Origin of the sequence: Burkholderia sp. 9775_39 (assembly GCF_015712225.1) — a bacterium.
In the GTDB taxonomy this organism is placed as follows: Bacteria; Pseudomonadota; Gammaproteobacteria; order Burkholderiales; family Burkholderiaceae; genus Burkholderia; species Burkholderia cenocepacia.
In genome coordinates this window covers 163,442-186,565 of sequence record NZ_JACCQC010000006.1, presented here as the reverse complement: position 1 = coordinate 186,565, position 23,124 = coordinate 163,442, and the positions used below count along the sequence as shown (strand labels likewise).

Below are 23,124 nucleotides of genomic sequence, written 5' to 3'. Positions count from 1 at the left end.
CCGCATGCCGGCGCGCCGGATCGCGCTAGCCGGTGCTGCGCCGGAACGGATCGTGTTCGCGCAGTTCGTCGACGTATGCGTGGATATGCGCGGTCTCGCGTTCGAGAAAGCGCGCGACCGCGTCGGAAAACGCCGGATGCGCGAGCCAGTGCGCGGAATGCGTGACGGTCGGCAGGAAACCGCGCGCAAGCTTGTGCTCGCCCTGCGCGCCGCCTTCGAACGTGTCGAGCCCGGCCTCGATGCAGAATTCGAGCAACTGGTAATAGGCCGTTTCGAAATGCAGGCAGGGCACGTGCTCGATCGCGCCCCAGTAGCGTCCGTACAGCGTGCCGCCGCCGTGTTGGCCGCGCCGATACACGGCAAGCGCGCTCGCGATCGGCTGGCCGTCGGCTTCCGCGATCACGAGCAGCAGGTTCTCGGGCATCGTCGCGCCGATCGTGCGGAAGAAGTCGAGGTTCAGGTACGGGCTCGAATAATGTTCGCGGTAGGTCTGCCGGTAGCAGCGCGAGAAGAAGCGCCAGTCGGCGTCGGTGATGCGGTCGCCGGTGAGCCGCCGGAAGGTCACGCCCGCGTCGTGCACCTTGCGCCGCTCCGCGCGGATGTTCTTGCGCTTCTTCTGCTCGAGCGTGCCGAGGAAATCATCGAAGTGCCGGTAGCCGTCGTTGAGCCAGTGGAATTGCACGCCCTCGCGCAGCATCATCCCCATCGATTCGAGCAGCCGCGCTTCGTCGCCGGTCGGGAACAGCACATGCAACGACGACACGTCGCTCTGCTCGGCGAACGCGAGCAGCGTGGCCGCGAGTCGGCGGCGCGCGTCGTCGTCGGCCGCGAGCAGCCGCGTGCCCTGCACCGGCGTGAACGGCACCGCGCACAGCAGCTTCGGGTAATAGGGCAGGTCGTTGCGCTGGTACGCGTCGGCCCACGCCCAGTCGAACACGTATTCGCCGTACGAATGCTGTTTCGCGTAGACGGGCGCGGCGGCCGCGAGGCGGCCGGTGCCCGCGTCGGTCAGCGTGACGAAGTGCGGCGACCAGCCGGTGTCGTCCACCGCGCAGCGCGCGACGTGCAGCGCGTCGAGGAATTCGTGGCGCAGGAACGGCGTGGGCTGCGCGTCGCGCGCGAGCAGCGCGTTCCATTCGTCGGCCGGCACCTCGGCGGGGGACGACAGGATGCCCGTGCGATAATCGATGCGTTCGTGTTTCAAGCGTGAATCCGTACCGTTGGATGTTGCCGGATGCGGGCCGCCATGGCCCGCGCCCGGATCGATTTCGTCAGCCGTTCAAGGCGCGCCGCCGGGTTGCGCCGCTCCCGCCATGAAGACCCGACTCGCTCTCGCCCAGATCAACGTCACCGTCGGCGATTTCGCCGGCAACGTCGCGCGGATCGTCGCGGCCGCACGCGCCGCGCACAACGATGGTGCGCAACTGATGGTCGCCCCCGAACTCGCGCTGTCCGGCTATCCGCCCGAAGACCTGCTGCTGCGGCCCGCGTTCTACGCGGCCGCCGCCGCCGCGCTCGACGCGCTCGCCGACGCGCTGAAGGCGTTCGACGGGCTCGCGGTGCTGGTCGGCCATCCGTTGCGCGGTGCGGGCAGCGGTGCGGGCAGCGGTCCGGGCGCGTCAGCCGTCGATGGTAATGCAAACCGCCCGATCGAGCGCGGCGTGCCGCCCACCGACACCTTTAACGCGGTGTCGCTGATCGTCGGCGGCGAGATCGTCGGCACCTACCGCAAGCAGGACCTGCCGAACGCCGAGGTGTTCGACGAGAAGCGCTACTTCGCGACCGACACCGAGCCGCTCGTGTTCGAGCTGAACGGCGTGAAATACGGCGTGATCATCTGCGAGGACGCGTGGCATGCGTCGGCCGCGCAGATCGCGAAGGCGGCCGGCGCGCAGGTGCTGCTGATCCCGAACGGCTCGCCGTATCACCTGAACAAGGAGGCGGTGCGCATCGACATCCTGCGCGCGCGGATTCGCGAGACCGGCTTGCCGATGGTGTACGTGAACCTCGTCGGCGGCCAGGACGAGCTCGTGTTCGACGGCGGGTCGTTCGTGCTCGACGGCGCGGGCAGGCTCGTCGCGAAGATGCCGCAGTTCGACGAAGGGCACGCGATCGTCGAATTCGACGGCGCGCGGCCGCTGCCCGGCGCGATCGCGCCCGAGCTGTCGACGGACGCGCAGGTGTATCGCGCGCTGGTGACCGGCGTGCGCGACTACATCGGCAAGAACGGTTTTCCCGGCGTGCTGATCGGGCTGTCGGGCGGCGTCGATTCGGCGCTGGTGCTGGCCGTCGCGTGCGATGCGCTCGGGCCCGAGCGCGTGCGCGCGGTGATGATGCCGTCGCGCTTCACGGCCGACATCTCGACGACGGACGCGGCGGAGATGGCGCGGCGCGTCGGCGTGCGCTACGACGAGATCGCGATCGCGCCGATGTTCGATGCGTTCCGCGCCGCGCTCGCCGGCGAATTCGCGGGCCGCGCGGAAGACGCGACGGAGGAGAACATCCAGGCGCGCATCCGCGGCACGCTGCTGATGGCGCTGTCGAACAAGTTCGGCTCGATCGTGCTGACGACCGGCAACAAGAGCGAGATGGCGGTCGGCTACTGCACGCTGTACGGCGACATGGCCGGCGGTTTCGCGGTGATCAAGGACATCGCGAAGACGCTCGTGTACCGGCTGTGCCGCTATCGCAACGCAACGGCCGACTACGGGCTGCGCGACGTGATTCCCGAGCGGATCCTGACGCGCGCGCCGTCGGCCGAGCTGCGCGAGAACCAGACCGACCAGGACAGCCTGCCGCCGTACGACGTGCTCGACGCGATCATGCGGATGTACATGGAAGAAGACCGGCCGCTCGCCGAGATCGTCGCGGCCGGTTACGCGCAGGCCGACGTCGAGCGTGTGACGCGGCTCATCAAGATCAACGAATACAAGCGCCGCCAGGCGCCGATCGGCATCCGCGTCACGCATCGCGCATTCGGGCGCGACTGGCGCTACCCGATCACGTCACGCTTCACCGAACGGCTCGATTGAGCGGTGCTGGGCCGGATGCGGCCCGCCGGCTTACAATCGGGATCGCGATTTTTCATCCAAACGAGCATTGAGGGACAACCATCATGAAACGCATCACCGCCATCATCAAGCCGTTCAAGCTGGACGAAGTCCGCGAAGCGCTCGCCGAAGTGGGTCTCACGGGCCTGACCGTGACGGAAGTGAAGGGCTTCGGCCGCCAGAAGGGCCATACCGAGCTGTATCGCGGCGCCGAATACGTCGTCGACTTCCTGCCGAAGATGAAGATCGAGGTGGTCGTCGCGGAAGCGCAGGTCGATCAGGTGATCGACGCGGTGATCGGGGCGGCGCGCACCGGCAAGATCGGCGACGGCAAGATCTTCGTGTCGGACGTCGAGCGCGTGATCCGCATTCGCACCGGCGAAGAGAACGAAGCGGCCGTCTGAGCGCCGCATTCGTCGATCGGCGCGGCAGGCCCGAGCCGGCCCGCCAAGAAAAAACGGTGCGGATACCCGTCTGGGTACCGCACCGATACGCGCCTCTCGCAGCAGCGTGGAAAGTGTTGTCGAATCGTTCTTTGACGGCGCCTGATCAGAACAGGTGCTGGATACCGGCGTAGACGCCGGTCTGGCTGCCGCCCGGATGCGGGTTGCCGGTCGACACGGCCGTACCGGCGCCGTTCGCGTTCAGGCCGAAGTTGGCCGTCGAGCTGTTGCGCACCGTCGCGACCTGGACGTCGAACAGCGTGCGCTTCGAGATGTTGTACGAGCCGCCGACCGTGTAGATGTTCGCGTTGCCGCCGCCATGGTTCGCGTTCACGTGATACACGGCTGCGATCAGCGCCGCCGCCGGCGTGGCCTGCCACGTCACGCCGCCCCAGACCTGTTGCGTACCCGTCACGCCGGCGTTCACTGCGGGGCCGCCGCTGCCGTCGGCGCGCGATGCCTGGTAGGCCGCCTGGACCTTGAACTGGCCGAGGAACACGTTCACGCCCGCGAAGTATTCACGCGAGTAGTTGAACACGTCCGAGAAGCGGCCGTTGCTGTCGCGCGTTTCGTCATAGATACCGCGCAACTGGAACAGCGAATTCGTGTAGGTAACCTGACCGCCCATTGCACGGCCCGGTTGGCCGGCCGTCGTGTTGCCGTTGAAGCTGGTCGAGTTCGAGAACGAGAACTGGCCGTAGAAGTCGAGGCCGTACAGCGACGGCGACTGGTACGACACGTTGTTGCTGGTCTTGTTCCAGTTGCGGCCGCGCACCAGCGAGGCCGTCGACCAGGCCGACTGGCCGAACGGGTCGAAGTCCCACACGCCGTTGGCGATCGCGAGCTCGCGACCCAACAGCAGCGTACCGTAGCGGTCGTTCGAGATACCGACGGTCGCGAAACGATCCCAGATCGAGCCGCTGAAGCCGCCGTTCATCGTGTTGAACGCACCTTCGAGGTGGAACAGGATCTTGTTGCCGCCGCCGATGTCTTCGCTGCCCTTCAAGCCCCACAGGCTCGTGCCCCAGTCGCCGCTTTCCGCGCGCACTTGGTGGCCGTTTTGCAGGCCGTTCAGGTACTCAAGGCCTGCGTCCAGGCGGCCATACAGCGTGACGCTGCTCTGTGCGTGCGCCGTCACCACCCCAGCAGCCATCAGCGCGGCCGCGACCAAAGCTTTCTTCATCGTCTCCTCCATACCCTGTCAAAAAGTCAACCCAGAACTGCACGAGATGCCCGGCGCGGCACGCACCGGGCAAAAGCGGGATAACCAGGGAGACCTCGTGCAGGGCCGGTAAGCGCGGCACGCGGGCAAGCGGACGGAAAACCCGTTGAGCGGTCCCGCGCAGCCGGGTCGGCCTGCGGGTCTCCTTGTAGTGTCGTGAAGCTAAACTACATTTCACGAACTTCGTTTTGCTACTTTGGTTACTAATTTAGCAAAAATACAATTTTGTGGCGATGGAAATCGTTGTTTGACTAACCGCTGTCGCCAAATTGCCATGCAACACGGTGCGCGACAGCGGACCCAAGGGTTCCCGATTACCGGAAAACCCTTGTGCCACAAGGGAGACATGGATTCCGCGGGCGTGGGTCAAGGATTGCCACTATTGACGTTCCAAAGGCGCCGGCGTAGGCGCGAAAGTCGCGAAATTGGTAAGTATTTCGTAATGATTCGGGCGATTGCCGTCAGCGCCGATCGACGCTGGCGATGCCCGTCCCGCCACGCGCCGCGCTTAGTCGGGGCTCGGCCGCGCGTCGAGCAGCTGCGCGCGAATCCAGCGGTGCGCATCGGTGCGCGCATGCTTCGCGTGCGAGTAGATTTTCACCGTGTAGCGCGGGATCTCGAATGGTGCGGGGAAGATGCGGATCGGCGCTGCATGCCGCAGCGCCTGCGCGGCGCGGTTCGGCACGGTCATCAGGAGTGCCGACTCCGCGATCACGAACGGCGCGGCCAGCACGGTCGGCAACTGCACGGCCACGTGCCGTGCGAGGCCGAGCCGGTCGAGCACGTAGTCGACCACGCCGCGCGACTCGTTCCACGGCGTGACGACGACGTGGCGGGCCGCCAGATACTGGTCGAGCGTCAGCCGCCGGCGGATCTCCGGATGCGCGGCGCTCGCGATCACGACGTAGTCGTCGGAAAACCAGTCGAAATCCTCGATGCCGGGCGCGTCGGCGGCCGTTTCCTCGTGGTAGCCGAGCGCGAAGTCGATGCGGCCGGCCGCGAGCGCGTCGACGGAAATCTTGCGGTCCGAATGCACGACGCGGATCCGCAGGCGCGGCGCGACGTGCTGGATGCGGGCCAGGAACGCCGGCAGTACCGCGAACGCGGTGTAGTCGGTCGCGGCGAACACGAACGTCCGGTCGCTTTGCGCGGGATCGAAGCGGCGTGCGCGGGCGAGCCCCTTCGACATCGCGTCGAGCGCGTCGCCGGCCCACGTGGCGATGTCGTCGGCGCGCACGGTCGGCTGCATCTCGTTGCCGAGGCGCACGAACAGCGCATCGCCGATCGCGTCGCGCAGCCGTGCGAGCGCGTGGCTCAACGCCGACGGGCTCAACGCGAGCTCGTGCGCGGCCGCCGCGACCGACCGGTGGCGATACAGCGCGTCGAATACGAGCAGCAGGTTCAGGTCGAGGCGGCGCAGATCGGGATGCATCATGTTCAGGTCTGGATGAAGAAACTGCACTTCCTGCAGGCAGGACGTGAACGTAGCATGCTGGTTCGAACGGCGCCAGCGCGGGTGCGCGGCGCCGCTTTCCCTTTTCATATCCGGGCCGGAGGAGGGCTCAACCCGTGCAAATCGATATCCGTTCCGCCACCGTCGCCGACGTGCCGCTGATCCTGCGCTTCATCACCGAACTGGCCGTCTACGAGAAGGCCGAGCACGAAGTCGTCGCGACGTCCGCATCGCTCGAACGCAGCCTGTTCGGCGAAGGCTCGCCGGCGCGTGCGCTGATGTGCGAGGTCGATGGGGAGCCGGCCGGCTTCGCCGTGTATTTCTTCTCGTATTCGACGTGGCTCGCGCGGCAGGGGTTGTATCTGGAGGACCTGTACGTGTCGCCCCGTTTTCGCGGCGCCGGCGCGGGGCTGCGGCTGCTGAAGGCGCTCGCGCGGATCGCGGTCGAGTCGGGCTGCGGGCGTTTCGAATGGAGCGTGCTCGACTGGAACGAGCCGGCGATCCGCTTCTACGAGCGCGTCGGCGCGGCGCCGCAGAGCGAATGGGTGCGTTACCGGCTGGCGGGCGACGCACTGCGCGCGTTTGCCGACGGCACGCCGGTGAGCGCCGCGTAAACGCGAAACGGGCGCCGCGCGGCGAACCGCGAGGCGCCCGTTCGGGCGTCGTGCGTGACGGACGCGTTACTTGAGGCTGCCTGACAGGAACCCGCGCAGGCGCTCGCTCTTCGGATTGGCGAACACCTCGGCCGGCACGCCTTCTTCCTCGACGCGGCCCTGGTGCAGGAACATCACGTGATTCGACACGTTGCGCGCGAAGCCCATCTCGTGCGTGACGACGATCATCGTGCGGCCTTCCTCGGCCAGCTTCTGCATCACCTTCAGCACTTCGCCGACGAGCTCCGGATCGAGCGCGGACGTCGGTTCGTCGAACAGCATCACGTCCGGATGCATCGCGAGCGCCCGCGCGATCGCCACGCGCTGCTGCTGGCCGCCCGACAGATGCGACGGATACTGCTTCTCGACGCGCGGCGCGAGGCCGACCTTCTCGAGATACTCGCGCGCACGGTCTTCCGCTTCCTTCTTCGGAATGCCGAGCACGTTCACCGGGGCTTCCATCACGTTCTCGATCACGTTCATGTGCGACCAGAGATTGAAGTGCTGGAACACCATCGACAGCTTGGTGCGCACGCGCTGCAGTTGCTTCGAGTCGGCCGCGCGCAGCGCGCCCGTCTTGTCGAGCGCGGTGCGTACTTCCTCGCCGTCGACGAAGATGCGGCCCGCGTTCGGTTGCTCGAGGAAGTTGATACAGCGCAGCATCGTGCTCTTGCCGGAGCCGGACGAGCCGATCACGCTGATCACGTCGCCCGAGTTCGCCTTCAGCGACACGCCTTTGAGCACCTCGTTGTCGCCGTACCGCTTGTGGAGATCGTCGACGAAAAGCTTCTGGGTCTGGGAATTCATCAATAGTCCTGCGAAAACTTACTTGCCTTGCGGGCGCAGATACGCGAGCCAGCGGCGCTCGGCCTGGCGGAACAGCCACACGAGCGTGAACGAGATCACGAGGTAGAGCAGGGCGGCGATGCCGAACGCGTGGAACGACATGTAGGTCGCCGAGTTCACGTCGCGCGCGATCTTCAGGATGTCCGGCACGGTCGCGGTGAAGGCCACCGTCGTCGCGTGCAGCATCAGGATCACTTCGTTGCTGTAGAGCGGCAGCGCGCGGCGCAGCGCCGACGGCAGGATCACGCGGCGATACATCGTGAACGTGGACATTCCGTATGCGCGCGCGGCTTCGATCTCGCCGTACGACGTCGCCTTGATCGCGCCCGCGAAGATTTCGGTGGTGTACGCGCAGGTGTTCAGCGTGAACGCGAGCAGCGTGCAGTGCATCCCGTCGCGGAAGAACGCGTCGAGCATCGGCGTGCCGCGCACGGCCTGCAGGCTGTAGAGGCCCGTGTAGCAGAGCAGCAATTGCACGTAGAGCGGCGTGCCGCGGAACACGTACGTGTACAGCCACACCGCGCCCGACAGCCACTTCCGCTTCGACACGCGCGCGACGGCGAGCGGCACCGACAGGCAGAAGCCGAGGCCGATCGACACGACCAGCAGCCACAGCGTGATCGCGACACCGGTGATGCGATAGCCGTCGGTGTAGAGATAGTTGCGCCAGTATTCTTGGATGAGTTCGATCATAGGTCAGCCTTGCGGACACCGGTCGAGTAGCGCTTTTCGAGCCACATCAGCACGAAGTTCGAGATCGTCGTGATGGCGAGGTAGACCGCTCCCGCGATCAGCGTGAAGAAGAAGAACCGCAGCGTGCCCTTGCCGGCGTCCTGCGATGCCTTCACGACGTCCGCCAGGCCGATGATCGACACGAGTGCGGTCGACTTCACGAGCACCTGCCAGTTGTTGCCGATGCCCGGCAGCGCGAAGCGCATCATCTGCGGGAACATGATCCGCGTGAACACCTGCCAGTTCGTCATCCCGTACGCGCTGCCGGCCTCGAGCTGGCCGCGCGGCACGGACAGGAATGCGCCGCGGAACGTCTCGGTGAAGTACGCGCCGTAGATGAAGCCGAGCACGAGCACGCCGGCGAGGAACGGGTCGATGTCGATCTGGTCCCAACCGAGTGCATCGGTCGCCATGTTCAGCCAGATCTGCAGGCTGTAGAACAGCAGCAGCATCAGCACCAGATCGGGGACGCCCCGGATCAGCGTCGTGTAGATGGTGCCGACGCCGTTCGTCACGCGGTTGCGCGACAGCTTCGCGCCGGCGCCGAGCAGCCCCAGCAGGAACGACAGCGCAAGCGAAAGCACCGCCAGCTTGACGGTTTGCCAGGTGCCAGCGAGGATCAGCGGGCCGTAACCTTGTAGAAACATATGTGGTCCCTGGTGTGGTCCCTGAGGGCGCACGCAGTGCGCCGCGAAAGACGCGCCCGCCAAGCTGCGCGGAACGCCCCGTACGTATCATGACCGTCCGCCCCGGCAACGGTGCCGGGCCTGCCCGTCGCGCGAGCGGCGGGCAAGGGGGCGGGCGGCGCGTGGTTGACTGCCTGTACTGCGCGGCCGCGGGGCCGCCCCCGCATCCGCTGCTTCTCGTTGTCGGCGTTCAGCGGGCCGGCGCCGAATAGACGCTGAACGAGAAGTACTTGTGCGACAGCCGGTCGTACGTGCCGTCCTTGTGCATGTCGGCCAGCGCCCGGTTGATCTTGAGCTTCAGATCGGTATCTTCCTTGCGCAGGCCGATCGCGGTGCCGTCGCCGATCGTCTTCGGATCCTTCACTTCCGGGCCGGCGAACGCGAAACCCTTGCCGCGCGGCGTGCGCAGGAAGCCGTAGTCGGCCTGCAACTCGTCCTGCAGCGTCGCGTCGAGGCGCCCCGAGCCGAGATCGGCATAGACCTGGTCCTGGTTCTGGTAAGGAATGATCGTCACGCCCTGCGGTTCCCAGTACGCTTTCGCGAAGGTCTCCTGCGTCGAGCCTTGCTCGACGCCGACGCGCTTGCCTTTCAGCGACGCGACCGTCGGCAGCAGCGGCGAGCCGGTCTTCGCGATCATCCGCGCGGGCGCGTCGTACACCTTGTCGGAGAAGTCGATCTGTTCGCGGCGCTTGTCCGTGACGGTCAGCGACGACACGATGACGTCGTACTTCTTCGCCTTCAGCGCCGGAATGATCCCGTCGAGATCCTGCGCCACCCACACGCATTTCACGTTGATCCGCTTGCAGATTTCCTTGGTGAGATCCACGTCGAAACCGACGATCTCGCCGCTCGGTGCGGTCGACTCGAACGGCGGGTAGCTGGCATCGACGCCGATCCGCACGGTCTTCCACTCCTTCGCGAAGGCGCTGCCCGCCACGAGGGCGAGGGCGGCGCACAGGGCGGCCTTCTTCATTTCCATCCTTCTGTTGCTGACTTTCCGGGGGCGCTCGCGGCCGGTCGGACCGGGCGCCGCGGCGTATTCTAGACGGCCAAAAATCGCCGATCGGCGCTCTGGCGCTGGCGGCCGCCGGAACGGCGAACGCCAAAAGGGCGGTATTTTACCCGAACGCGATATCCGGAAAACGGCAATCCGGCGCGATCGACCGATTCCTCGATTCGGCTGTTGCGGCAATCGTGGTATTCGCAACGAATATTTTGGCAATTGTTTGCGCGGGTGCAACGATGCGGTGCGCCGGCGGCGGATTGTGGCGCTTTCGGTCTCCCCCTACAGTGGAGGTAAACCCGAACAGAACATCTGCGCCCCCGAGCGTCCTCCCCAATGTTCCAGATCCTGCGCGCCGAAGACCGCTGCCGCACGCGCCACGGCTGGCTCGAATCGAGTCACAGCTTTTCGTCCGCCTGCCACACCGAGCATGCGCCGGTACGTCCGCCCATTGGTGCGCTGTGCGTGTTGAGCGAGGACCTGATCGCACCGACGCGCGGCTTCGGGATGCAGCCGCGCCGCGACGTGGAGATCGTCACGTACGTGCTGGATGGCGCGCTCGCGCATCGCGACAGCCTCGGCTGCGGCGCGATCGTCCGGCCCGGCGGCATCCAGCGGATGAGCGCCGGCACGGGGCTCCAGCACAGCGAAACCAACGCATCGCGCGACCGGCCGCTGCATCTGCTGCAGATCTGGCTGCAGCCGGCCGAGCCGGGCGGGCGGCCCGGCTACGAGGAACGGCGCTTCGCCGACGACGAGAAGCGCGGCCGGCTCAGGCTCGTCGCGGCGCCCGACGGCGGCGACGGCGCGCTGTCGATGCGGGCCGACGCCCGCATCTTCGCGGGGCTGATCGACGGCGACGAGACGGCGGCGTTCGACGTGCCGGCCGGGCGCAGCGTCTATGTGCACGTGGCGCGCGGCGAGGTCGAGGTCAACGGCCGCGCGCTGGCCGCCGGCGACGGCGCGCGGATCGGCGGCGTGGACGCGGTGGCGTTCGCGCGCGGCCGGGCCGCCGAAGTGCTGCTGTTCGACGTCGCCTGAAATGAAAAAGGGGACGCAGGCCGGTGCCTGCGTCCCCGTTCGAGGCCGCTGCGGGAGCGGCCCGCCGGCTTACTGCGCCGGCGCCGATGCGCCCTTGGCGGCCGCGCGGTGCTGTTCCCAGCGCTCCTTCATCTTCTCGTGGCGCTGTTCCATCTTCGCGAACTGCTGCTTGAGCGCCGTGCTGACCATCGTCTTCTGCGAGTCGTTCAGCCCGTTGTAGAACGTGAGCCACGCGGCGGACGTCTGCTCGCGCAGTTGCGCGTTCTGCTGCTCGGCCTGCTGGCGCGCCGAATGCATCGCGCTCAGGTCCAGGATCGGCTGGTTCTGCTGTGCCTTGAACTGCTCGCGCATCTGCTCGTGGCTCTTGCGCATCGCGTCACGGTTCTGCTTCATCGTGTTGACGGCCGCCTGCCACTGCTGTTCCTGCGACGCGTTGAGCTTCAGCTGGTCGTGCAGTTTCATGATCGCGCCGAACGGGCCGCCTTCGTGCCCGCCGTGCATCCGGTGCATGCCGGGGCCGCCCGGCGGCGGCATGTCGTCGGGCGGCGCGGCATGCGCGGTGCCGAATGCGAGAGCGAGCACGGTGGCGGCCGCGATGGCCACGCGGGAAGTCTTCTTATACATTTCAGAAACTCCTTGTATCCAAAGGGTCCGGCGATGCGGCGCCGGGAAAGTCGGGTGCCGCATCCGGTAAGACGCAGGTTAGCGATGCAGGCCCCGGCGGGTGTTACGCGGGGTGGCGGCCCGGTTACCGAGCATTACAGTTCCCTTGCGCGGTAACCCGCAGTAACCCTTTCGTCCCTTTGTTTCGTTCTTCGACTCCGCCCTCGCGCGGTAAACTTCGAGCCATGACTACCCAGATCCTCATCGTCGACGACGACCAAGAACTCCGAGACCTGCTGCGCGACTATCTCGTGCGCCAGGGGATGGAAGTGTCCGTGCTGCACGACGCGGCGACGCTCGAGAAGCGCCTCGAGCGCGAGCGGCCCGACCTGATCGTGCTGGACCTGATGATGCCGGGCGTGGACGGCCTGACCGCGCTGCGCCAGTTGCGCGCGGCCGGCGACGACATCCCCGTGATCATGCTGACCGCGCGGGCGGACGACGTCGACCGCATCGTCGGGCTCGAGCTCGGTGCGGACGACTACCTCGGCAAGCCGTTCAACCCGCGCGAGTTGCTCGCACGCGTGCAGGCCGTGCTGCGCCGCCGCCGCGCGACGCCGTCGGCGGCCGCGCCCGAGCAGCGCGAGCCGTTCGCGTTCGGCCGCTTCCTGCTCGACTTCCAGGCGCGCACGCTGTCGGTCGACGGCAAGCCGGCCACGCTGTCGAGCAGCGAATTCGCGCTGCTGAAGATCTTCGTGAACCATGCGCTGCGCACGCTCACGCGCGAGCGGCTGCTCGAGCTGCTGCACGGGCCCGAGTACGACGGCACCGACCGCGGCATCGACGTCCAGGTGTGGCGCCTGCGCCGCATCCTCGAAACGGATCCGTCGACGCCGCGCTTCATCCAGACGGTCCGCGGGCGCGGCTACGTGTTCGTGCCCGACGGCGAGGCTCATGCGCAAACCCATTGATTCGCTGTTCGGGCGGCTGGCGCTGCTCGTCGTCGGTGTCCTGCTCCTGTCGCACTTCGCGTGGTTCTTCGCGATGCGGCTCGAGCGCAACCAGATGCAGACGCGTTATGCGGTCGAGGAGGCCGCGTTCCTCGTCGATGCGGTGCGCCAGCACGTCGAGCGCACGCCCGACCAGCCGTTGCCGTCGCGCGTGCGGCTCGTGGCGCCCGACAGCCCCGATGTGCCGAAGGGCGGCGATTCGGGCCTGCCGCCGCCGCTGAAGCGATTCCGCGACGACGTGAGCGAGCGCATGCCGCCCGGCACGCAGGTCGAGATCGGTACGCCCGGCCATCCGCCGGTGCTGTGGGTGAAGGAGCCGGCCGACCGCAACTGGATCGTGGTGCCGGTGCAGCCGCTGCGGCCGCCGCGCTCGCTCGACCGGATGCTGCTGTGGCTCGGCACGATCTTCTCGGCCGGCGTGATCGCCGCGCTGTTCGCGGCCTGGCAGTTGCAGCAGCCGCTGCGCTCGCTCGCACGTGCGGTCGCGCGTTTCGGCCGCGGGCAGCCGGTGCCGCCGCTGCGCGAACGCGGCCCGCGCGAGCTGCGCCAGCTCACGCACGGCTTCAACCAGATGGTGGAACAGGTGTCGCAGGCCGAAAGCGATCGCGCGGTGATGCTGGCCGGCGTCGCGCACGACCTGCGCACGCCGCTTGCGCGGATGCGCCTGCGCGCGGAAATGATGGACGACGCACGGCTGCGCGACGGCGTCGTGCGCGACGTCGACTCGATGTCGCACATCGTCGACCAGTTCCTGGTGTTTGCGCATGGCGGCGCCGACCGCAGCGAGCCGGTGCCGGTCGACCAGGCGTGCGAGCGGATCGCGCGCAGCTATCGTGCGGTCGCGCCGAACGCGCCGGCGGTCCAGACGCGGCTGGAGGCCGATCCCGGCTTCCGGCTGCCGACGGCGACGCTCGACCGGATCCTGTCGAACCTGCTGGACAACGCGCATGCGTACGGCGCGCCGCCGGTGCTCGTCGAGACGGCGCGCGCGCCGACCGGCTACGTGTTGTCGGTCAGCGACAGCGGCGGCGGCATCGCACCGCGCGACCTCGCGGCCGCCACGCGGCCGTTCGTGCGGCTCGACCCGGCACGCGGCGGGAACGGGCACAGCGGGCTCGGGCTCGCGATCGTCGAGCGGCTGGTGCTCAGGCTGGGGGGCGCGTGCGACATCGGCAATCGCCCCGAAGGCGGCCTGCGGGTATCGATGACGTTTCCGTTCGAGGCCGTGCCGAAGGACGAACCCCACGCCGAGGCCGCCTGAGCGGCCGCGGCGCCCGCCCGGCCGGGCAGGCGCCGCGCGGCGTCATTCGCCGAACAGCGTGCCGAGCGTCTCGGCCGCGTTGCTGTCGATCGTGTTGTAGGTCACCGTGGTGGCCTCGAAGATATAGACGGTCGTATACCGGCCGAGGCGCTCCAGGATTTCCTCCTGCAGCGATTCCGGCACGACGTTCATGTTCAGGTACCACGCCGTAGACGACAGCCGCGTCTGGAACGACCCGTACTCCTGCATGAGTTCATAGAACGCGTCGGCATCCTGATCGCGACAGACGATCACCAAGTTTCCTGCCATTCCCTTCCTCCCGCTCGTCGGTCGATGCCCGGGGCCTGTATACAGAGGGCGCGTGCGCATGGCAGCGGCACCGCCGACACGAACCCGGGGGCTAGCCCCGATCATACCTGCTTCGTCGTATCCGGCTGCTGATGCCGGACACGGTTTGTGCCCGCGTGCGGCGGGCGGGTTCACGGCCGGGCCGGATCACGGCATAATTCGGGCCTGCGTGCCGGCCGCAGGACTGCGGCCGGGCTGTTCCGTACCGCGCGCCCGCCATCCGCCCACGCGCCGGGCACGATCCATGCGCTGCCTGCGCCGTCCCCGGACGGTTGTACCTGAAATACAGGTTGGTGTAGTGTCGTGCCGTCGCGGCCCGACTCGCCCGGCCGCGGCAGCGCATGCGCGCACGGCGCGCCGCGTGCGCGAGATCGCCAGTCAATCGAATTACCGCGCCCGTGCGCTTTGCCATGAATCAACATCGACTGCCGGCTTCGTTCGGCCTTACCGGGGAGGGCGCCTGATGAACGTCGGATTCTTCAATCCGAACCGGACCGCCAACGCATCCGCGTGGCGCGTGTTGCCGAACCGGTGGGACTTCATCGCATTTCCGCTGATCATCTGCCTGATCGCGATGGCGGTGGTCGGCTTTCACGAAACGATGGCGCCGATCGGCGTGCTGCAGACGCAGAAGATCTCGCTCGATCCGTCGAACCTGCCCGAATACGCGCTGCGCACCACGCTGCGGATGCTCGCCGCGATGGTCGCATCGCTCGCGTTCACGCTCGTCTACGGCACGCTCGCGGCCAAGAGCCGCCGCGCGGGCATGGTGCTGATCCCGATCCTCGACATCCTGCAGTCGGTGCCGGTGCTCGGCTTCATCTCGTTTACGGTCACGTTCTTCCTCGCGCTGTTCCCGAGCCGCGTGCTCGGCGCCGAGCTGGCCGCGATCTTCGCGATCTTCACGAGCCAGGCGTGGAACATGACGTTCAGCTTCTACCAGTCGCTGCGCACGGTGCCGCGCGACCTGGACGAAGTGTCGCGCGGCTTCCACCTGACGTCCTGGCAGCGCTTCTGGAAGCTCGAAGTGCCGTTTTCGATGCCGGGCCTGATCTGGAACATGATGATGTCGATGTCGGGCGGCTGGTTCTTCGTCGTCGCGTCGGAGGCGATCACCGTCGGCAACCAGACGATCACGCTGCCGGGCATCGGCGCGTATCTCGCGCAGGCCATCTCCGACAAGAACTTCGGCGCGATCGGCTGGGTGATCCTGACGATGACGGTCGTGATCCTCGCGTATGACCAGTTCCTGTTCCGCCCGCTCATCGCGTGGGCCGACAAGTTCCGGATGGAGAACACCGCGTCGGGCGATGCGCCGCAGTCGTGGCTGCTCGACCTCGTGCGCCGCACGCGGCTGATCCATCAGTTGCTCGTGCCGGCCGGCTGGTTCTTCGCGAAGGCCGCGCGGATCCCGCTGCGCCTGCCGCTGTCGGGCGCGATGCGTTTCACGCTGCCGAAAGTCGAGAAGAAGGCGTCGCGCACGGTCGACATCGCATGGGCCGGGCTCGTGCTGATCGGCACGGCCTACATCGTGTGGCGCGTCGTCAGCTTCGTCGCGACCGGCGTGACGATGGCCGAGGTTGGCCACGTGCTGGTGCTCGGCCTCATCACGCTGCTGCGCGTGGTCGTGCTGATCTCGATCGCGTCGGTGATCTGGGTGCCGATCGGCGTGTGGGTCGGGCTGCGCCCGAAGCTGGCCGAGAAGCTGCAACCGCTCGCGCAGTTCCTCGCCGCGTTCCCGGCCAACCTGCTGTTCCCGGTGTTCGTGATCGTGATCGCGCGCTTCCACCTGAACGCGGACATCTGGCTGTCGCCGCTGATCGTGCTCGGCACGCAGTGGTATATCCTGTTCAACGTGATCGCCGGTGCAACGTCCTACCCGAACGACTATCGCGAAGCGGCGACCAACTTCCGCATCCGCGGCTGGCAGTGGTGGCGCCAGGCGATCCTGCCCGGCATCTTCCCGTACTACGTGACGGGCGCGATCACCGCCTCGGGCGGCGCGTGGAACGCGAGCATCGTGTCGGAAGCCGTGCAGTGGGGCAGCACCAAGATCGAGGCGCACGGCCTCGGCGCCTACATCGCGCAGACCACCGCCGCCGGCGATTTTCCGAAGATCATCCTGGGCATCGCCGTGATGTCCCTGTTCGTCACCCTGTTCAACCGCCTGCTGTGGCGCCCGCTGTATGCCTTCGCCGAAGCGAAGCTGCGGCTCGACTGAGACCGATTGAGAGCGAAACGCGATGCACAATCCGAATGCTGTAAACGCCCCCGTCCAGACGTCCCAGCCCCCGCGCCTCGGTGAAGAAATCCTGCGCGTCGATCATGTCTGCCGCGGCTTCAACAAGACGCAGGGCGAGCTGCTCGTGCTCGACGACGCGAACCTGTCGCTGCGCGAAGGCGAGATCGTCGGCCTGCTGGGCCGCTCGGGCTCGGGCAAATCGACGCTGTTGCGCATCATCGCCGGCCTGATCGAGCCGACCGGCGGCGAAGTGACCTACCTCGGCCAGCCGCTGCGCGGCCCGGCCGAAGGCGTCGCGATGGTGTTCCAGACCTTCGCGCTGTTCCCGTGGCTGACCGTGTTGCAGAACGTGGAAGCCGGGCTGGAAGCGCTCGGCGTCGGTGCACGCGAGCGGCGCGAGCGTGCGCTCGCCGCGATCGACCTGATCGGTCTCGACGGTTTCGAGAACGCGTATCCGCGCGAGCTGTCGGGCGGGATGCGCCAGCGCGTCGGTTTTGCGCGCGCGCTCGTCGTCGACCCGACGATCCTGCTGATGGACGAGCCGTTCTCCGCACTCGACGTGCTGACGGCCGAAACGCTGCGTACCGATCTGCTCGATCTGTGGACGCAAGGCCGGATGCCGATCAAGTCGGTGCTGATCGTCACGCACAACATCGAGGAAGCGGTGTTCATGTGCGACCGGATTCTCGTGCTGTCGTCGAATCCGGGGCGCGTGATCGCCGAAATCAAGGTGCCGTTCAAGCATCCGCGCAATCGTCTGGACCCCGCGTTCCGCAAGCTCGTCGACGACATCTACGCGAAGATGACCGCACGCCAGACCGGCGAAGCGACGAAGAAGGGACTCGAGCTCGGCAGCTGGCTGCCGCAGGTGTCGACCAACCTGATGGCCGGCCTGATCGAGACGCTCGCGATGGCGCCGTACCATGGTCGCGCCGACATGCCGGAAATCGCCCGCACGCTGCACCTCGAGGTCGACGACCTGTTCCCGATCGCGGAAGTGCTGCAGTACCTCGGCTTCGCGGACGTGCGCGAAGGTGACGTGTTCCTGACGCCGCCGGGGCGCGTGTTCGCGGAATTCGGTACGCAGGAGCGCAAGCTGATGTTCGCGGATCACCTGCTGAAGCACGTGCCGCTCGCCGCGCGGATCAAGAAGGTGCTGAACGAGCGTCCGGGGCACCGCGCGCCGCGCGTGCGCTTCGAGCAGGAACTCGAGGACTTCCTGTCGGACGGCGCGGCCGAGGAAACGCTCGACGCGGTGATCGACTGGGGCCGTTACGGCGAGATCTTCTCGTACAACGACCAGACCGAAATCTTCAGCCTCGAGGACGTCGAGTCCTGATGCGGGTGGGGCGCTCGGTATAACCGCGCGGCGCAGAACGCCACGGGCGCGGCGCACCGCACCGTTACTGCAAACTCCCCCACCGATCAACGGCCGGTTCCGCCGACGCCCACTTCCAGTGCGTGCCTTGCTGGCACGCATTCGCGAAATACCAGTCGGCCTTGTCGCCGTCCTTCACCGAGAACGCGAATTCCTTGCACAGCGCGAGCGCCGACGCGTACGCGCGCGTGACGCGCACTTCGCCTTCGCCGTTCTCCAGCGGCAACGTGTTCTTCACCTTCCACGGCTTCACTTCGCCGACGGCGAGACTGCCGGCCGTCTTCGCGATCGCGTCCTGCTGGTTCTGATGGAGCTGCTTCATCGTGCGGTTGACGGCTTCGTCGGTCGCCGCCTGCACGGCGATCCCGACGCCGACGCCCACTGCCGGGTTCGCGGTGACGAGGCCCGTCGCCGCGCCGGCCAGCGCGCCGCTCGCCGCGCCGACCGACCCGCAGCCCGACAGCGCGACCGTCGCCGCGCACAGCGCGCCGATCGCCGCGATACGGATCGCGACGCTCATTGCAGCGCGCCCCAGCGTTCGGTCGCCGGTTCGGCCGATGCCCATTTCCATACGGGCCCGTCGCGGCAGATGGTGGCGACGTAGAACGCCGATTGCGCGGCCTTGTCGGCCTTCGCCGGCGTGTCGACCGCGAACACGATTTCCTTGCAGTCGAGCGGACCGATGCTGATCATCCGGCTGACCGTCACGCGGCCCTGCTCGTCGTCCTCGATCGGGAACGAATGGTGCGTCGACCACGGCGCGACGCCGCCGACGTCGAGCGGGCCGGCTGCCTTCGCGATCTGCTCCTGCGTGTAGCGGTGCGCGACGCGTTGCGTGTACTGGACGCCAGCCCGCGCGCCGGCAACGGCGCCGAGACCGATGCCGGTCGCGACGGCGGCGTTGTTGGTGACCTTGGAAGCGATCGCGGCGCCCGCGATACCGGCGCCGGCTGTCGCGCCTTCGCTGTACAACGAATTGCAGCCGGACAGCAGTGCGGCCGTGGCGATCACGGCCAGCACGACGCGCGCCGGCGTGGCCCGGCGCGGCGATTCGAAACGAATGTTCATCCCTGAGTGCAAGTCCTGTCTGGGTGAGCGGCGACGCATGCACGCCCTGATGCCGCGTCATTGTTTCGCAATTGTCATAGGAAAACTGCAAAGCTTTGACAAATCGACGAGCGGCAGGCCGCGTGCGCGCGGGCGGCGTTATTGTCGGATAGATGATCGGAGCAGGGTCGAAACGTTACAAATTGAAGGTAATTGTTACCTTTGGGTGCGACGAAGCGACCTAGACTGTTTTGCTATGGAATGTTTCTACGACGGCCTCGAGCCGCGCCGCACATGAGACACCCAGCCATGCGCCGTTCGAAACGGTTGTCACACCGGCCGCCTGACGCGGCGGCCAGCCATCCGGAAGACCGCTCGCGTCCGCAGACCGACGCGCCATCGGCACCGCCCGCGGGCGCGCCGGACGAGACGCCGTCGGACGGCGATCACAACCAGGGTGGTGCTCGCCCGGAAGGGCTCGACTATCAACGCGACCTCGGTCAGGAGCAGGACGCTTGATACGGTCGTCGCCGCATTCCACCGCCGTATTTCATTGCAATTCTCGGAACTGAGTCGCCGCGCGGCCGCCTTCGGGCCGCCGCGCCTGCTTTGGCGTGCGTCGCGCGCCAGCCAATCGAATCGAGGAGGGGAAGTCGCATGAGCAGATTGATCGTGGTATCGAATCGTGTCGCCGCCGGCGAGGATACGCGCCCGAGCGCGGGCGGCCTGGCTGTCGGCGTGATGGACGCGCTGCGGGAAACGGGCGGCGTCTGGTTCGGCTGGAACGGCGAGATCGTCGGCGCGCCCGATGCCGAGCCCGCGATCCAGCGGGACGGCAACGTGACGTATGCGACGGTCGGGTTGACCCGGCGCGACTACGACCAGTACTACCGCGGCTTCTCGAACGCGACGCTGTGGCCGGTGTTCCACTACCGCGGCGATCTCGCGCGCTTCGATCGGCAGGAGTACGCCGGTTATCTGCGCGTGAACGCGATGCTCGCGAAGCAGCTCGCCGCGCTGCTGCGTCCGGACGACCTGATCTGGGTGCACGACTATCACCTGCTGCCGTTCGCGCACTGCCTGCGCGAGCTCGGCGTGAAGAACCCGATCGGCTTCTTCCTGCACATCCCGTTTCCGTCGCCCGACATGCTGCGCCTCGTGCCGCCGCACGAGGAACTCGTGAAGTTCATGTGCGCGTACGACGTCGCGGGCTTCCAGACCGAAGCCGACAAGCAGGCCTTCACCGACTACATCGAGCGGCGCGGCATCGGCGCGGCGAGCGACGACGGGATGCTGCATGCGCATGGCCGTGTCGTGAAGGTCGCCGCCTATCCGATCGGCGTGCATCCCGACGCGATCGCGCAGGCGGCCGTTCAGTATGGCACGCGCAAGCCGGTGAAGATGCTGCGCGAGGCGCTGGGCGACCGCAAGCTGGTAATGAGCGTCGATCGCCTCGATTACTCGAAGGGGCTCGTCGAACGCTTCCAGTCGTTCGAGCGGATGCTCGCGAATGCACCGGGCTGGCAGGGGCGCGTGTCGCTCCTGCAGATCGCGCCGCCGACACGTTCCGACGTGCAGACCTATCAGCACATCCGCGAAACGCTCGAAGGCGAGGCCGGCCGCATCAACGGCCGCTTCTCGCAACTCGACTGGACGCCGATCCAGTACCTGAACCGCAAGTACGAGCGCAACCTGCTGATGGCGTTCTTCCGGATGTCGCAGGTCGGCTACGTGACGCCGCTGCGCGACGGGATGAATCTCGTCGCGAAGGAATACGTCGCGTCGCAGGATCCGGCCGATCCGGGCGTGCTCGTACTGTCGGAGTTCGCGGGCGCGGCGGCCGAGCTGACCGGCGCGCTGCTCGTCAATCCGTACGACCTGTCGCAGATGGCCGAGGCGCTCGAACGCGCGCTGTCGATGCCGCTCGCGGAGCGGCAGGCGCGTCACGAGGAGAACCTCGCGCGGCTGCGCGAGAACGACCTGTCGGTCTGGCGCGACACGTTCGTCGCCGATTTGCGCAGTGTCGCGGCGGCGGCGTCGGTCACGCGGCGCGCGGGCCGGCGGGTGGCGCATGCGTGAGAGCGCGCCCGGTGCCGATAGCGACGACGAAGTGGCCGACGATCCCGCCGGCCGTTTCTTCGTCGTGACGGGCGGGCCGGGTTCGGGCAAGAGCACGCTGCTCGATGCGCTCGAACGTGCCGGCTACGCACGTTCGCAGGAAGCCGGGCGCGGCGTGATCCGCGACCAGATGGCCGTCGATGGCCAAGCGCTGCCGTGGCGCGACCCGGCAGCGTTCGCGGAGCTGATGCTGAGCTGGGAGATGCGGTCCTACCATCTCGCGCGGCAGGCGCGCGGACCGGTGTTCTTCGATCGCGGCGTGCCGGACGTGATCGGTTACCTGAAGCTGACCGGGTTGATGGTGCCCGCGCACGCGGAAGCCGCGGCGCGGCGGTTCCGCTATCACCGGCGCGTGTTCATCGCGCCGCCATGGCCCGACATCTATGCGCAGGACACCGAGCGCCGGCAGGATTTCGCGGAAGCGGTGCGGACCTATGACGCGATGGTCGATTGCTATACGTCGTATGGCTATCGGCTGATCGAATTGCCGCGTGTGAGCGTGAAGGCGCGCGTGCGCTTCGTGATGGACACGCTCGACGCCGCCTGACGCCCGCCGCGCGTACGGCGCGCGATGGTGTCAGGCCGCCGTGTCCGGCCGCGGCGATGCGATGCGCAGCAGGCTGACGACCGCGGCCACCGCCGCGAACACCGTGGCGACATAGAGGGCGATCGTCGGCCCGCGGTCGGGCGCGAGCCCGAAAATCAGCGCGACGAGCGCGGCGCCGAGCGTCTGGCCCGTCAGGCGCGCGGTGCTCAGCATGCCGCCGGCGCCGCCACTGCGCTCGCGCGGCGCCGACGACAGCATCGCGCGGTTGTTCGGCGACTGGAACAGCCCGAAGCCCGCGCCGCACAGCGCCATCCGCCACACGATGTCGACCGTGCCCGGGTGCGCGCCGATCGTCGCGAGCGACAGCAGGCCGGCGGCGAACAGTGCAAGCCCGATCCCGCCGAGAATGCCGGCCGAATAGCGGTCCGACAGCACGCCTGCGAGCGGCGCGGCGAACACGATCACGAGTGGCCACGGTGTCATGTAAAGGCCGGTTTCGACCTGCGAGAAACCGAGCGAATGCTGCAGCCAGAACGGCAGCGCGACGAACGCGAGCATCTGCGACGTGAACGACGCCGTCGACGTGTAGACCGACAGCGCGAACATCGGGATGCGCATCAGGTCGACCGGCAGGAGCGGCGCCGGCTGCGACAACTGACGCTTCACGAAGAAGTAGCCGACCACGAATGCGACGGCCAGTTCAGCCGCGACGTACGCATGACCTTCGCCGTGACCGAGCCCGTCGACGGCCGTGATCAGCAGGCCGAACACGCACGCGTTCATCAGCGCGCTCGGGAAGTCGTACGGCGCGTCGTGCAGCGGATTGGCCGGCAGCGCGCGCAGGCTGCCGAGCACGGCCGCGATGCCGATCGGCACGTTGACCGCGAAGAGCCACGGCCATGACGCGAACGACAGGATCGCGGACGCGACCGTCGGCCCGATCGCCGACGACAGCGCGACCACCATCGCGTTGATCGACAGCCCGCGCCCGAGCAACGACGACGGGTAGATCATCCGCACGAGCGCCGCGTTGACGCTCATGATGCCGGCCGCGCCGAACCCCTGGATCACGCGCATCACGGCCAGCATAGGCAGCGAGCCGGCCAGCGCGCAGCCGAGCGACGCCGCGGTGAACAGCGCGAGCCCGGCGATGTAGATGCGGCGGTAGCCGATGCGCTCGCCGAGCGACGCGAGCGGCAGCAGCGTGATCGTGACCGCGAGCTGGTATGCGTTGACGATCCAGATCGACGCGGCGTCGGATGCGTGCAGGTCGCGCGCGATGGTCGGCAATGCGACGTTCGCGATGGCGCCGTCGAGCACGGCGAGCGTGATGCCCAGGGCGACGCAGACGATCGCCCAGTAGCGTTGCGGAAGCGGCAGGCCGGTATCGGCGTTCATGACGGGAGCGAGAGCGTGGTTGTCCGCGTGCCCGCTTGCCGGT

23 protein-coding genes are annotated in these 23,124 nt (G+C 67.5%); 11 read left to right on the top strand and 12 right to left on the bottom strand.

Annotated elements, in window-relative coordinates:
* Nucleotides 1-25: 25 nt before the first annotated feature.
* Nucleotides 26-1,204 (bottom strand): GNAT family N-acetyltransferase, encoded by a 1,179-nt coding sequence (locus H0X90_RS10725; protein WP_048985782.1) that lies wholly within the window; start codon nucleotides 1,202-1,204, stop codon nucleotides 26-28.
* Nucleotides 1,205-1,313: 109 nt separating this feature from the next.
* On the opposite strand from H0X90_RS10725, the gene H0X90_RS10720 reads away from it, so the two are divergent.
* Both H0X90_RS10720 and H0X90_RS10715 read left to right on the top strand, forming a co-directional pair.
* Nucleotides 1,314-3,032, top strand: coding sequence for an NAD+ synthase (locus tag H0X90_RS10720; RefSeq protein ID WP_077188830.1), 1,719 nt, complete (start codon nucleotides 1,314-1,316; stop codon nucleotides 3,030-3,032).
* 83 nt (nucleotides 3,033-3,115) lie between these two features.
* The gene (locus tag H0X90_RS10715) at nucleotides 3,116-3,454 is read left to right on the top strand and encodes a P-II family nitrogen regulator (protein WP_006398637.1); all 339 of its coding nucleotides are present in this window, start codon (nucleotides 3,116-3,118) and stop codon (nucleotides 3,452-3,454) included.
* A gap of 145 nt (nucleotides 3,455-3,599) precedes the next feature.
* Here the strand turns inward: H0X90_RS10715 and H0X90_RS10710 are convergent, their stop codons facing one another.
* Nucleotides 3,600-4,676, bottom strand: a complete 1,077-nt coding sequence (locus H0X90_RS10710; RefSeq protein WP_006491862.1) for a porin — start codon at nucleotides 4,674-4,676, stop codon at nucleotides 3,600-3,602.
* Between the two features lie 547 nt (nucleotides 4,677-5,223).
* Entirely contained in the window at nucleotides 5,224-6,150 is a 927-nt protein-coding gene (locus H0X90_RS10705) for a LysR family transcriptional regulator (RefSeq protein ID WP_012492810.1), read from the bottom strand.
* Nucleotides 6,151-6,284: 134 nt separating this feature from the next.
* Between H0X90_RS10705 and H0X90_RS10700 the strand changes: the two genes are divergently transcribed.
* Complete coding sequence (locus H0X90_RS10700) at nucleotides 6,285-6,782, top strand: GNAT family N-acetyltransferase (RefSeq protein ID WP_077188831.1); 498 nt, start codon at nucleotides 6,285-6,287, stop codon at nucleotides 6,780-6,782.
* A gap of 66 nt (nucleotides 6,783-6,848) precedes the next feature.
* On the opposite strand, the gene H0X90_RS10695 is transcribed toward H0X90_RS10700, so the two are convergent.
* From H0X90_RS10695 to H0X90_RS10680, 4 genes are all read right to left on the bottom strand, one after another.
* Nucleotides 6,849-7,628, bottom strand: coding sequence for an ABC transporter ATP-binding protein (locus tag H0X90_RS10695; RefSeq protein WP_006489654.1), 780 nt, complete (start codon nucleotides 7,626-7,628; stop codon nucleotides 6,849-6,851).
* A gap of 18 nt (nucleotides 7,629-7,646) precedes the next feature.
* Nucleotides 7,647-8,360 (bottom strand): ABC transporter permease, encoded by a 714-nt coding sequence (locus H0X90_RS10690; RefSeq protein WP_006489646.1) that lies wholly within the window; start codon nucleotides 8,358-8,360, stop codon nucleotides 7,647-7,649.
* The gene (locus H0X90_RS10685; RefSeq protein WP_034201477.1) at nucleotides 8,357-9,046 is read right to left on the bottom strand and encodes an ABC transporter permease; all 690 of its coding nucleotides are present in this window, start codon (nucleotides 9,044-9,046) and stop codon (nucleotides 8,357-8,359) included. Before H0X90_RS10685 ends, H0X90_RS10690 begins: the two co-directional genes overlap by 4 nt.
* Nucleotides 9,047-9,275: 229 nt before the next feature.
* Nucleotides 9,276-10,058, bottom strand: coding sequence for an ABC transporter substrate-binding protein (locus H0X90_RS10680; RefSeq protein ID WP_012492809.1), 783 nt, complete (start codon nucleotides 10,056-10,058; stop codon nucleotides 9,276-9,278).
* A gap of 366 nt (nucleotides 10,059-10,424) precedes the next feature.
* Here H0X90_RS10680 and H0X90_RS10675 point away from each other — a divergent pair, with 366 nt between their 5' ends.
* Nucleotides 10,425-11,129 (top strand): pirin family protein, encoded by a 705-nt coding sequence (locus H0X90_RS10675; protein ID WP_012492808.1) that lies wholly within the window; start codon nucleotides 10,425-10,427, stop codon nucleotides 11,127-11,129.
* 69 nt (nucleotides 11,130-11,198) lie between these two features.
* On the opposite strand, the gene H0X90_RS10670 is transcribed toward H0X90_RS10675, so the two are convergent.
* Nucleotides 11,199-11,753, bottom strand: coding sequence for a periplasmic heavy metal sensor (locus tag H0X90_RS10670; RefSeq protein ID WP_058901693.1), 555 nt, complete (start codon nucleotides 11,751-11,753; stop codon nucleotides 11,199-11,201).
* 224 nt (nucleotides 11,754-11,977) lie between these two features.
* On the opposite strand from H0X90_RS10670, the gene H0X90_RS10665 reads away from it, so the two are divergent.
* Together H0X90_RS10665 and H0X90_RS10660 are read left to right on the top strand one after the other, a co-directional pair.
* Nucleotides 11,978-12,703: a response regulator gene (locus H0X90_RS10665; RefSeq protein ID WP_006493394.1), complete on the top strand. Its 726-nt coding sequence runs from the start codon at nucleotides 11,978-11,980 to the stop codon at nucleotides 12,701-12,703.
* Nucleotides 12,687-14,003 carry an ATP-binding protein gene (locus H0X90_RS10660; protein ID WP_006497151.1) on the top strand — a complete coding sequence of 439 codons (1,317 nt, stop codon included), beginning with the start codon at nucleotides 12,687-12,689 and terminating at the stop codon, nucleotides 14,001-14,003. The genes H0X90_RS10665 and H0X90_RS10660 overlap by 17 nt, the downstream gene beginning before the upstream one ends.
* Nucleotides 14,004-14,045: 42 nt before the next feature.
* On the opposite strand, the gene H0X90_RS10655 is transcribed toward H0X90_RS10660, so the two are convergent.
* A complete protein-coding gene (locus H0X90_RS10655) occupies nucleotides 14,046-14,312 on the bottom strand; it encodes a hypothetical protein (protein WP_011545926.1) in 267 nt (88 codons plus the stop codon).
* Between the two features lie 502 nt (nucleotides 14,313-14,814).
* Between H0X90_RS10655 and H0X90_RS10650 the strand changes: the two genes are divergently transcribed.
* Together H0X90_RS10650 and H0X90_RS10645 are read left to right on the top strand one after the other, a co-directional pair.
* Complete coding sequence (locus H0X90_RS10650; protein WP_006497150.1) at nucleotides 14,815-16,572, top strand: ABC transporter permease subunit; 1,758 nt, start codon at nucleotides 14,815-14,817, stop codon at nucleotides 16,570-16,572.
* Between the two features lie 22 nt (nucleotides 16,573-16,594).
* Nucleotides 16,595-17,932: an AAA-associated domain-containing protein gene (locus H0X90_RS10645; protein ID WP_006497149.1), complete on the top strand. Its 1,338-nt coding sequence runs from the start codon at nucleotides 16,595-16,597 to the stop codon at nucleotides 17,930-17,932.
* A gap of 64 nt (nucleotides 17,933-17,996) precedes the next feature.
* On the opposite strand, the gene H0X90_RS10640 is transcribed toward H0X90_RS10645, so the two are convergent.
* Complete coding sequence (locus H0X90_RS10640) at nucleotides 17,997-18,491, bottom strand: hypothetical protein (RefSeq protein ID WP_006497148.1); 495 nt, start codon at nucleotides 18,489-18,491, stop codon at nucleotides 17,997-17,999.
* Nucleotides 18,488-19,039 (bottom strand): hypothetical protein, encoded by a 552-nt coding sequence (locus H0X90_RS10635; RefSeq protein ID WP_006497146.1) that lies wholly within the window; start codon nucleotides 19,037-19,039, stop codon nucleotides 18,488-18,490. Before H0X90_RS10635 ends, H0X90_RS10640 begins: the two co-directional genes overlap by 4 nt.
* A gap of 288 nt (nucleotides 19,040-19,327) precedes the next feature.
* Here H0X90_RS10635 and H0X90_RS10630 point away from each other — a divergent pair, with 288 nt between their 5' ends.
* The 3 genes from H0X90_RS10630 (at nucleotide 19,328) to H0X90_RS10620 (ending at nucleotide 21,683) form a co-directional block, all read left to right on the top strand.
* Nucleotides 19,328-19,537, top strand: coding sequence for a hypothetical protein (locus H0X90_RS10630; RefSeq protein WP_006487640.1), 210 nt, complete (start codon nucleotides 19,328-19,330; stop codon nucleotides 19,535-19,537).
* 138 nt (nucleotides 19,538-19,675) lie between these two features.
* On the top strand, nucleotides 19,676-21,097 hold the full coding sequence (gene otsA, locus H0X90_RS10625) for an alpha,alpha-trehalose-phosphate synthase (UDP-forming) (protein ID WP_006497145.1): 1,422 nt from the start codon (nucleotides 19,676-19,678) through the stop codon (nucleotides 21,095-21,097).
* Complete coding sequence (locus H0X90_RS10620) at nucleotides 21,090-21,683, top strand: AAA family ATPase (RefSeq protein ID WP_077188833.1); 594 nt, start codon at nucleotides 21,090-21,092, stop codon at nucleotides 21,681-21,683. Before otsA ends, H0X90_RS10620 begins: the two co-directional genes overlap by 8 nt.
* Before the next feature lie 30 nt (nucleotides 21,684-21,713).
* Here the strand turns inward: H0X90_RS10620 and H0X90_RS10615 are convergent, their stop codons facing one another.
* Nucleotides 21,714-23,081 carry an MFS transporter gene (locus H0X90_RS10615; protein ID WP_006497144.1) on the bottom strand — a complete coding sequence of 456 codons (1,368 nt, stop codon included), beginning with the start codon at nucleotides 23,079-23,081 and terminating at the stop codon, nucleotides 21,714-21,716.
* Nucleotides 23,082-23,124: the final 43 nt, after the last annotated feature.

What these genes read in the sequence shown, in the direction of transcription:
- H0X90_RS10680 (WP_012492809.1), bottom strand. Translation starts at nt 10,058, where the DNA reads ATGAAGAAGGCCGCCCTGTGCGCCGCCCTCGCCCTCGTGGCGGGCAGC.
- H0X90_RS10695 (WP_006489654.1), bottom strand. Translation starts at nt 7,628, where the DNA reads ATGAATTCCCAGACCCAGAAGCTTTTCGTCGACGATCTCCACAAGCGG.
- H0X90_RS10655 (WP_011545926.1), bottom strand. Translation starts at nt 14,312, where the DNA reads ATGGCAGGAAACTTGGTGATCGTCTGTCGCGATCAGGATGCCGACGCG.
- otsA (WP_006497145.1), top strand. Translation starts at nt 19,676, where the DNA reads ATGAGCAGATTGATCGTGGTATCGAATCGTGTCGCCGCCGGCGAGGAT.
- H0X90_RS10690 (WP_006489646.1), bottom strand. Translation starts at nt 8,360, where the DNA reads ATGATCGAACTCATCCAAGAATACTGGCGCAACTATCTCTACACCGAC.
- H0X90_RS10715 (WP_006398637.1), top strand. Translation starts at nt 3,116, where the DNA reads ATGAAACGCATCACCGCCATCATCAAGCCGTTCAAGCTGGACGAAGTC.
- H0X90_RS10665 (WP_006493394.1), top strand. Translation starts at nt 11,978, where the DNA reads ATGACTACCCAGATCCTCATCGTCGACGACGACCAAGAACTCCGAGAC.
- H0X90_RS10685 (WP_034201477.1), bottom strand. Translation starts at nt 9,046, where the DNA reads ATGTTTCTACAAGGTTACGGCCCGCTGATCCTCGCTGGCACCTGGCAA.
- H0X90_RS10660 (WP_006497151.1), top strand. Translation starts at nt 12,687, where the DNA reads ATGCGCAAACCCATTGATTCGCTGTTCGGGCGGCTGGCGCTGCTCGTC.
- H0X90_RS10635 (WP_006497146.1), bottom strand. Translation starts at nt 19,039, where the DNA reads ATGAACATTCGTTTCGAATCGCCGCGCCGGGCCACGCCGGCGCGCGTC.
- H0X90_RS10645 (WP_006497149.1), top strand. Translation starts at nt 16,595, where the DNA reads ATGCACAATCCGAATGCTGTAAACGCCCCCGTCCAGACGTCCCAGCCC.
- H0X90_RS10705 (WP_012492810.1), bottom strand. Translation starts at nt 6,150, where the DNA reads ATGATGCATCCCGATCTGCGCCGCCTCGACCTGAACCTGCTGCTCGTA.
- H0X90_RS10630 (WP_006487640.1), top strand. Translation starts at nt 19,328, where the DNA reads ATGCGCCGTTCGAAACGGTTGTCACACCGGCCGCCTGACGCGGCGGCC.
- H0X90_RS10710 (WP_006491862.1), bottom strand. Translation starts at nt 4,676, where the DNA reads ATGAAGAAAGCTTTGGTCGCGGCCGCGCTGATGGCTGCTGGGGTGGTG.
- H0X90_RS10675 (WP_012492808.1), top strand. Translation starts at nt 10,425, where the DNA reads ATGTTCCAGATCCTGCGCGCCGAAGACCGCTGCCGCACGCGCCACGGC.
- H0X90_RS10650 (WP_006497150.1), top strand. Translation starts at nt 14,815, where the DNA reads ATGAACGTCGGATTCTTCAATCCGAACCGGACCGCCAACGCATCCGCG.
- H0X90_RS10720 (WP_077188830.1), top strand. Translation starts at nt 1,314, where the DNA reads ATGAAGACCCGACTCGCTCTCGCCCAGATCAACGTCACCGTCGGCGAT.
- H0X90_RS10615 (WP_006497144.1), bottom strand. Translation starts at nt 23,081, where the DNA reads ATGAACGCCGATACCGGCCTGCCGCTTCCGCAACGCTACTGGGCGATC.
- H0X90_RS10620 (WP_077188833.1), top strand. Translation starts at nt 21,090, where the DNA reads ATGCGTGAGAGCGCGCCCGGTGCCGATAGCGACGACGAAGTGGCCGAC.
- H0X90_RS10670 (WP_058901693.1), bottom strand. Translation starts at nt 11,753, where the DNA reads ATGTATAAGAAGACTTCCCGCGTGGCCATCGCGGCCGCCACCGTGCTC.
- H0X90_RS10640 (WP_006497148.1), bottom strand. Translation starts at nt 18,491, where the DNA reads ATGAGCGTCGCGATCCGTATCGCGGCGATCGGCGCGCTGTGCGCGGCG.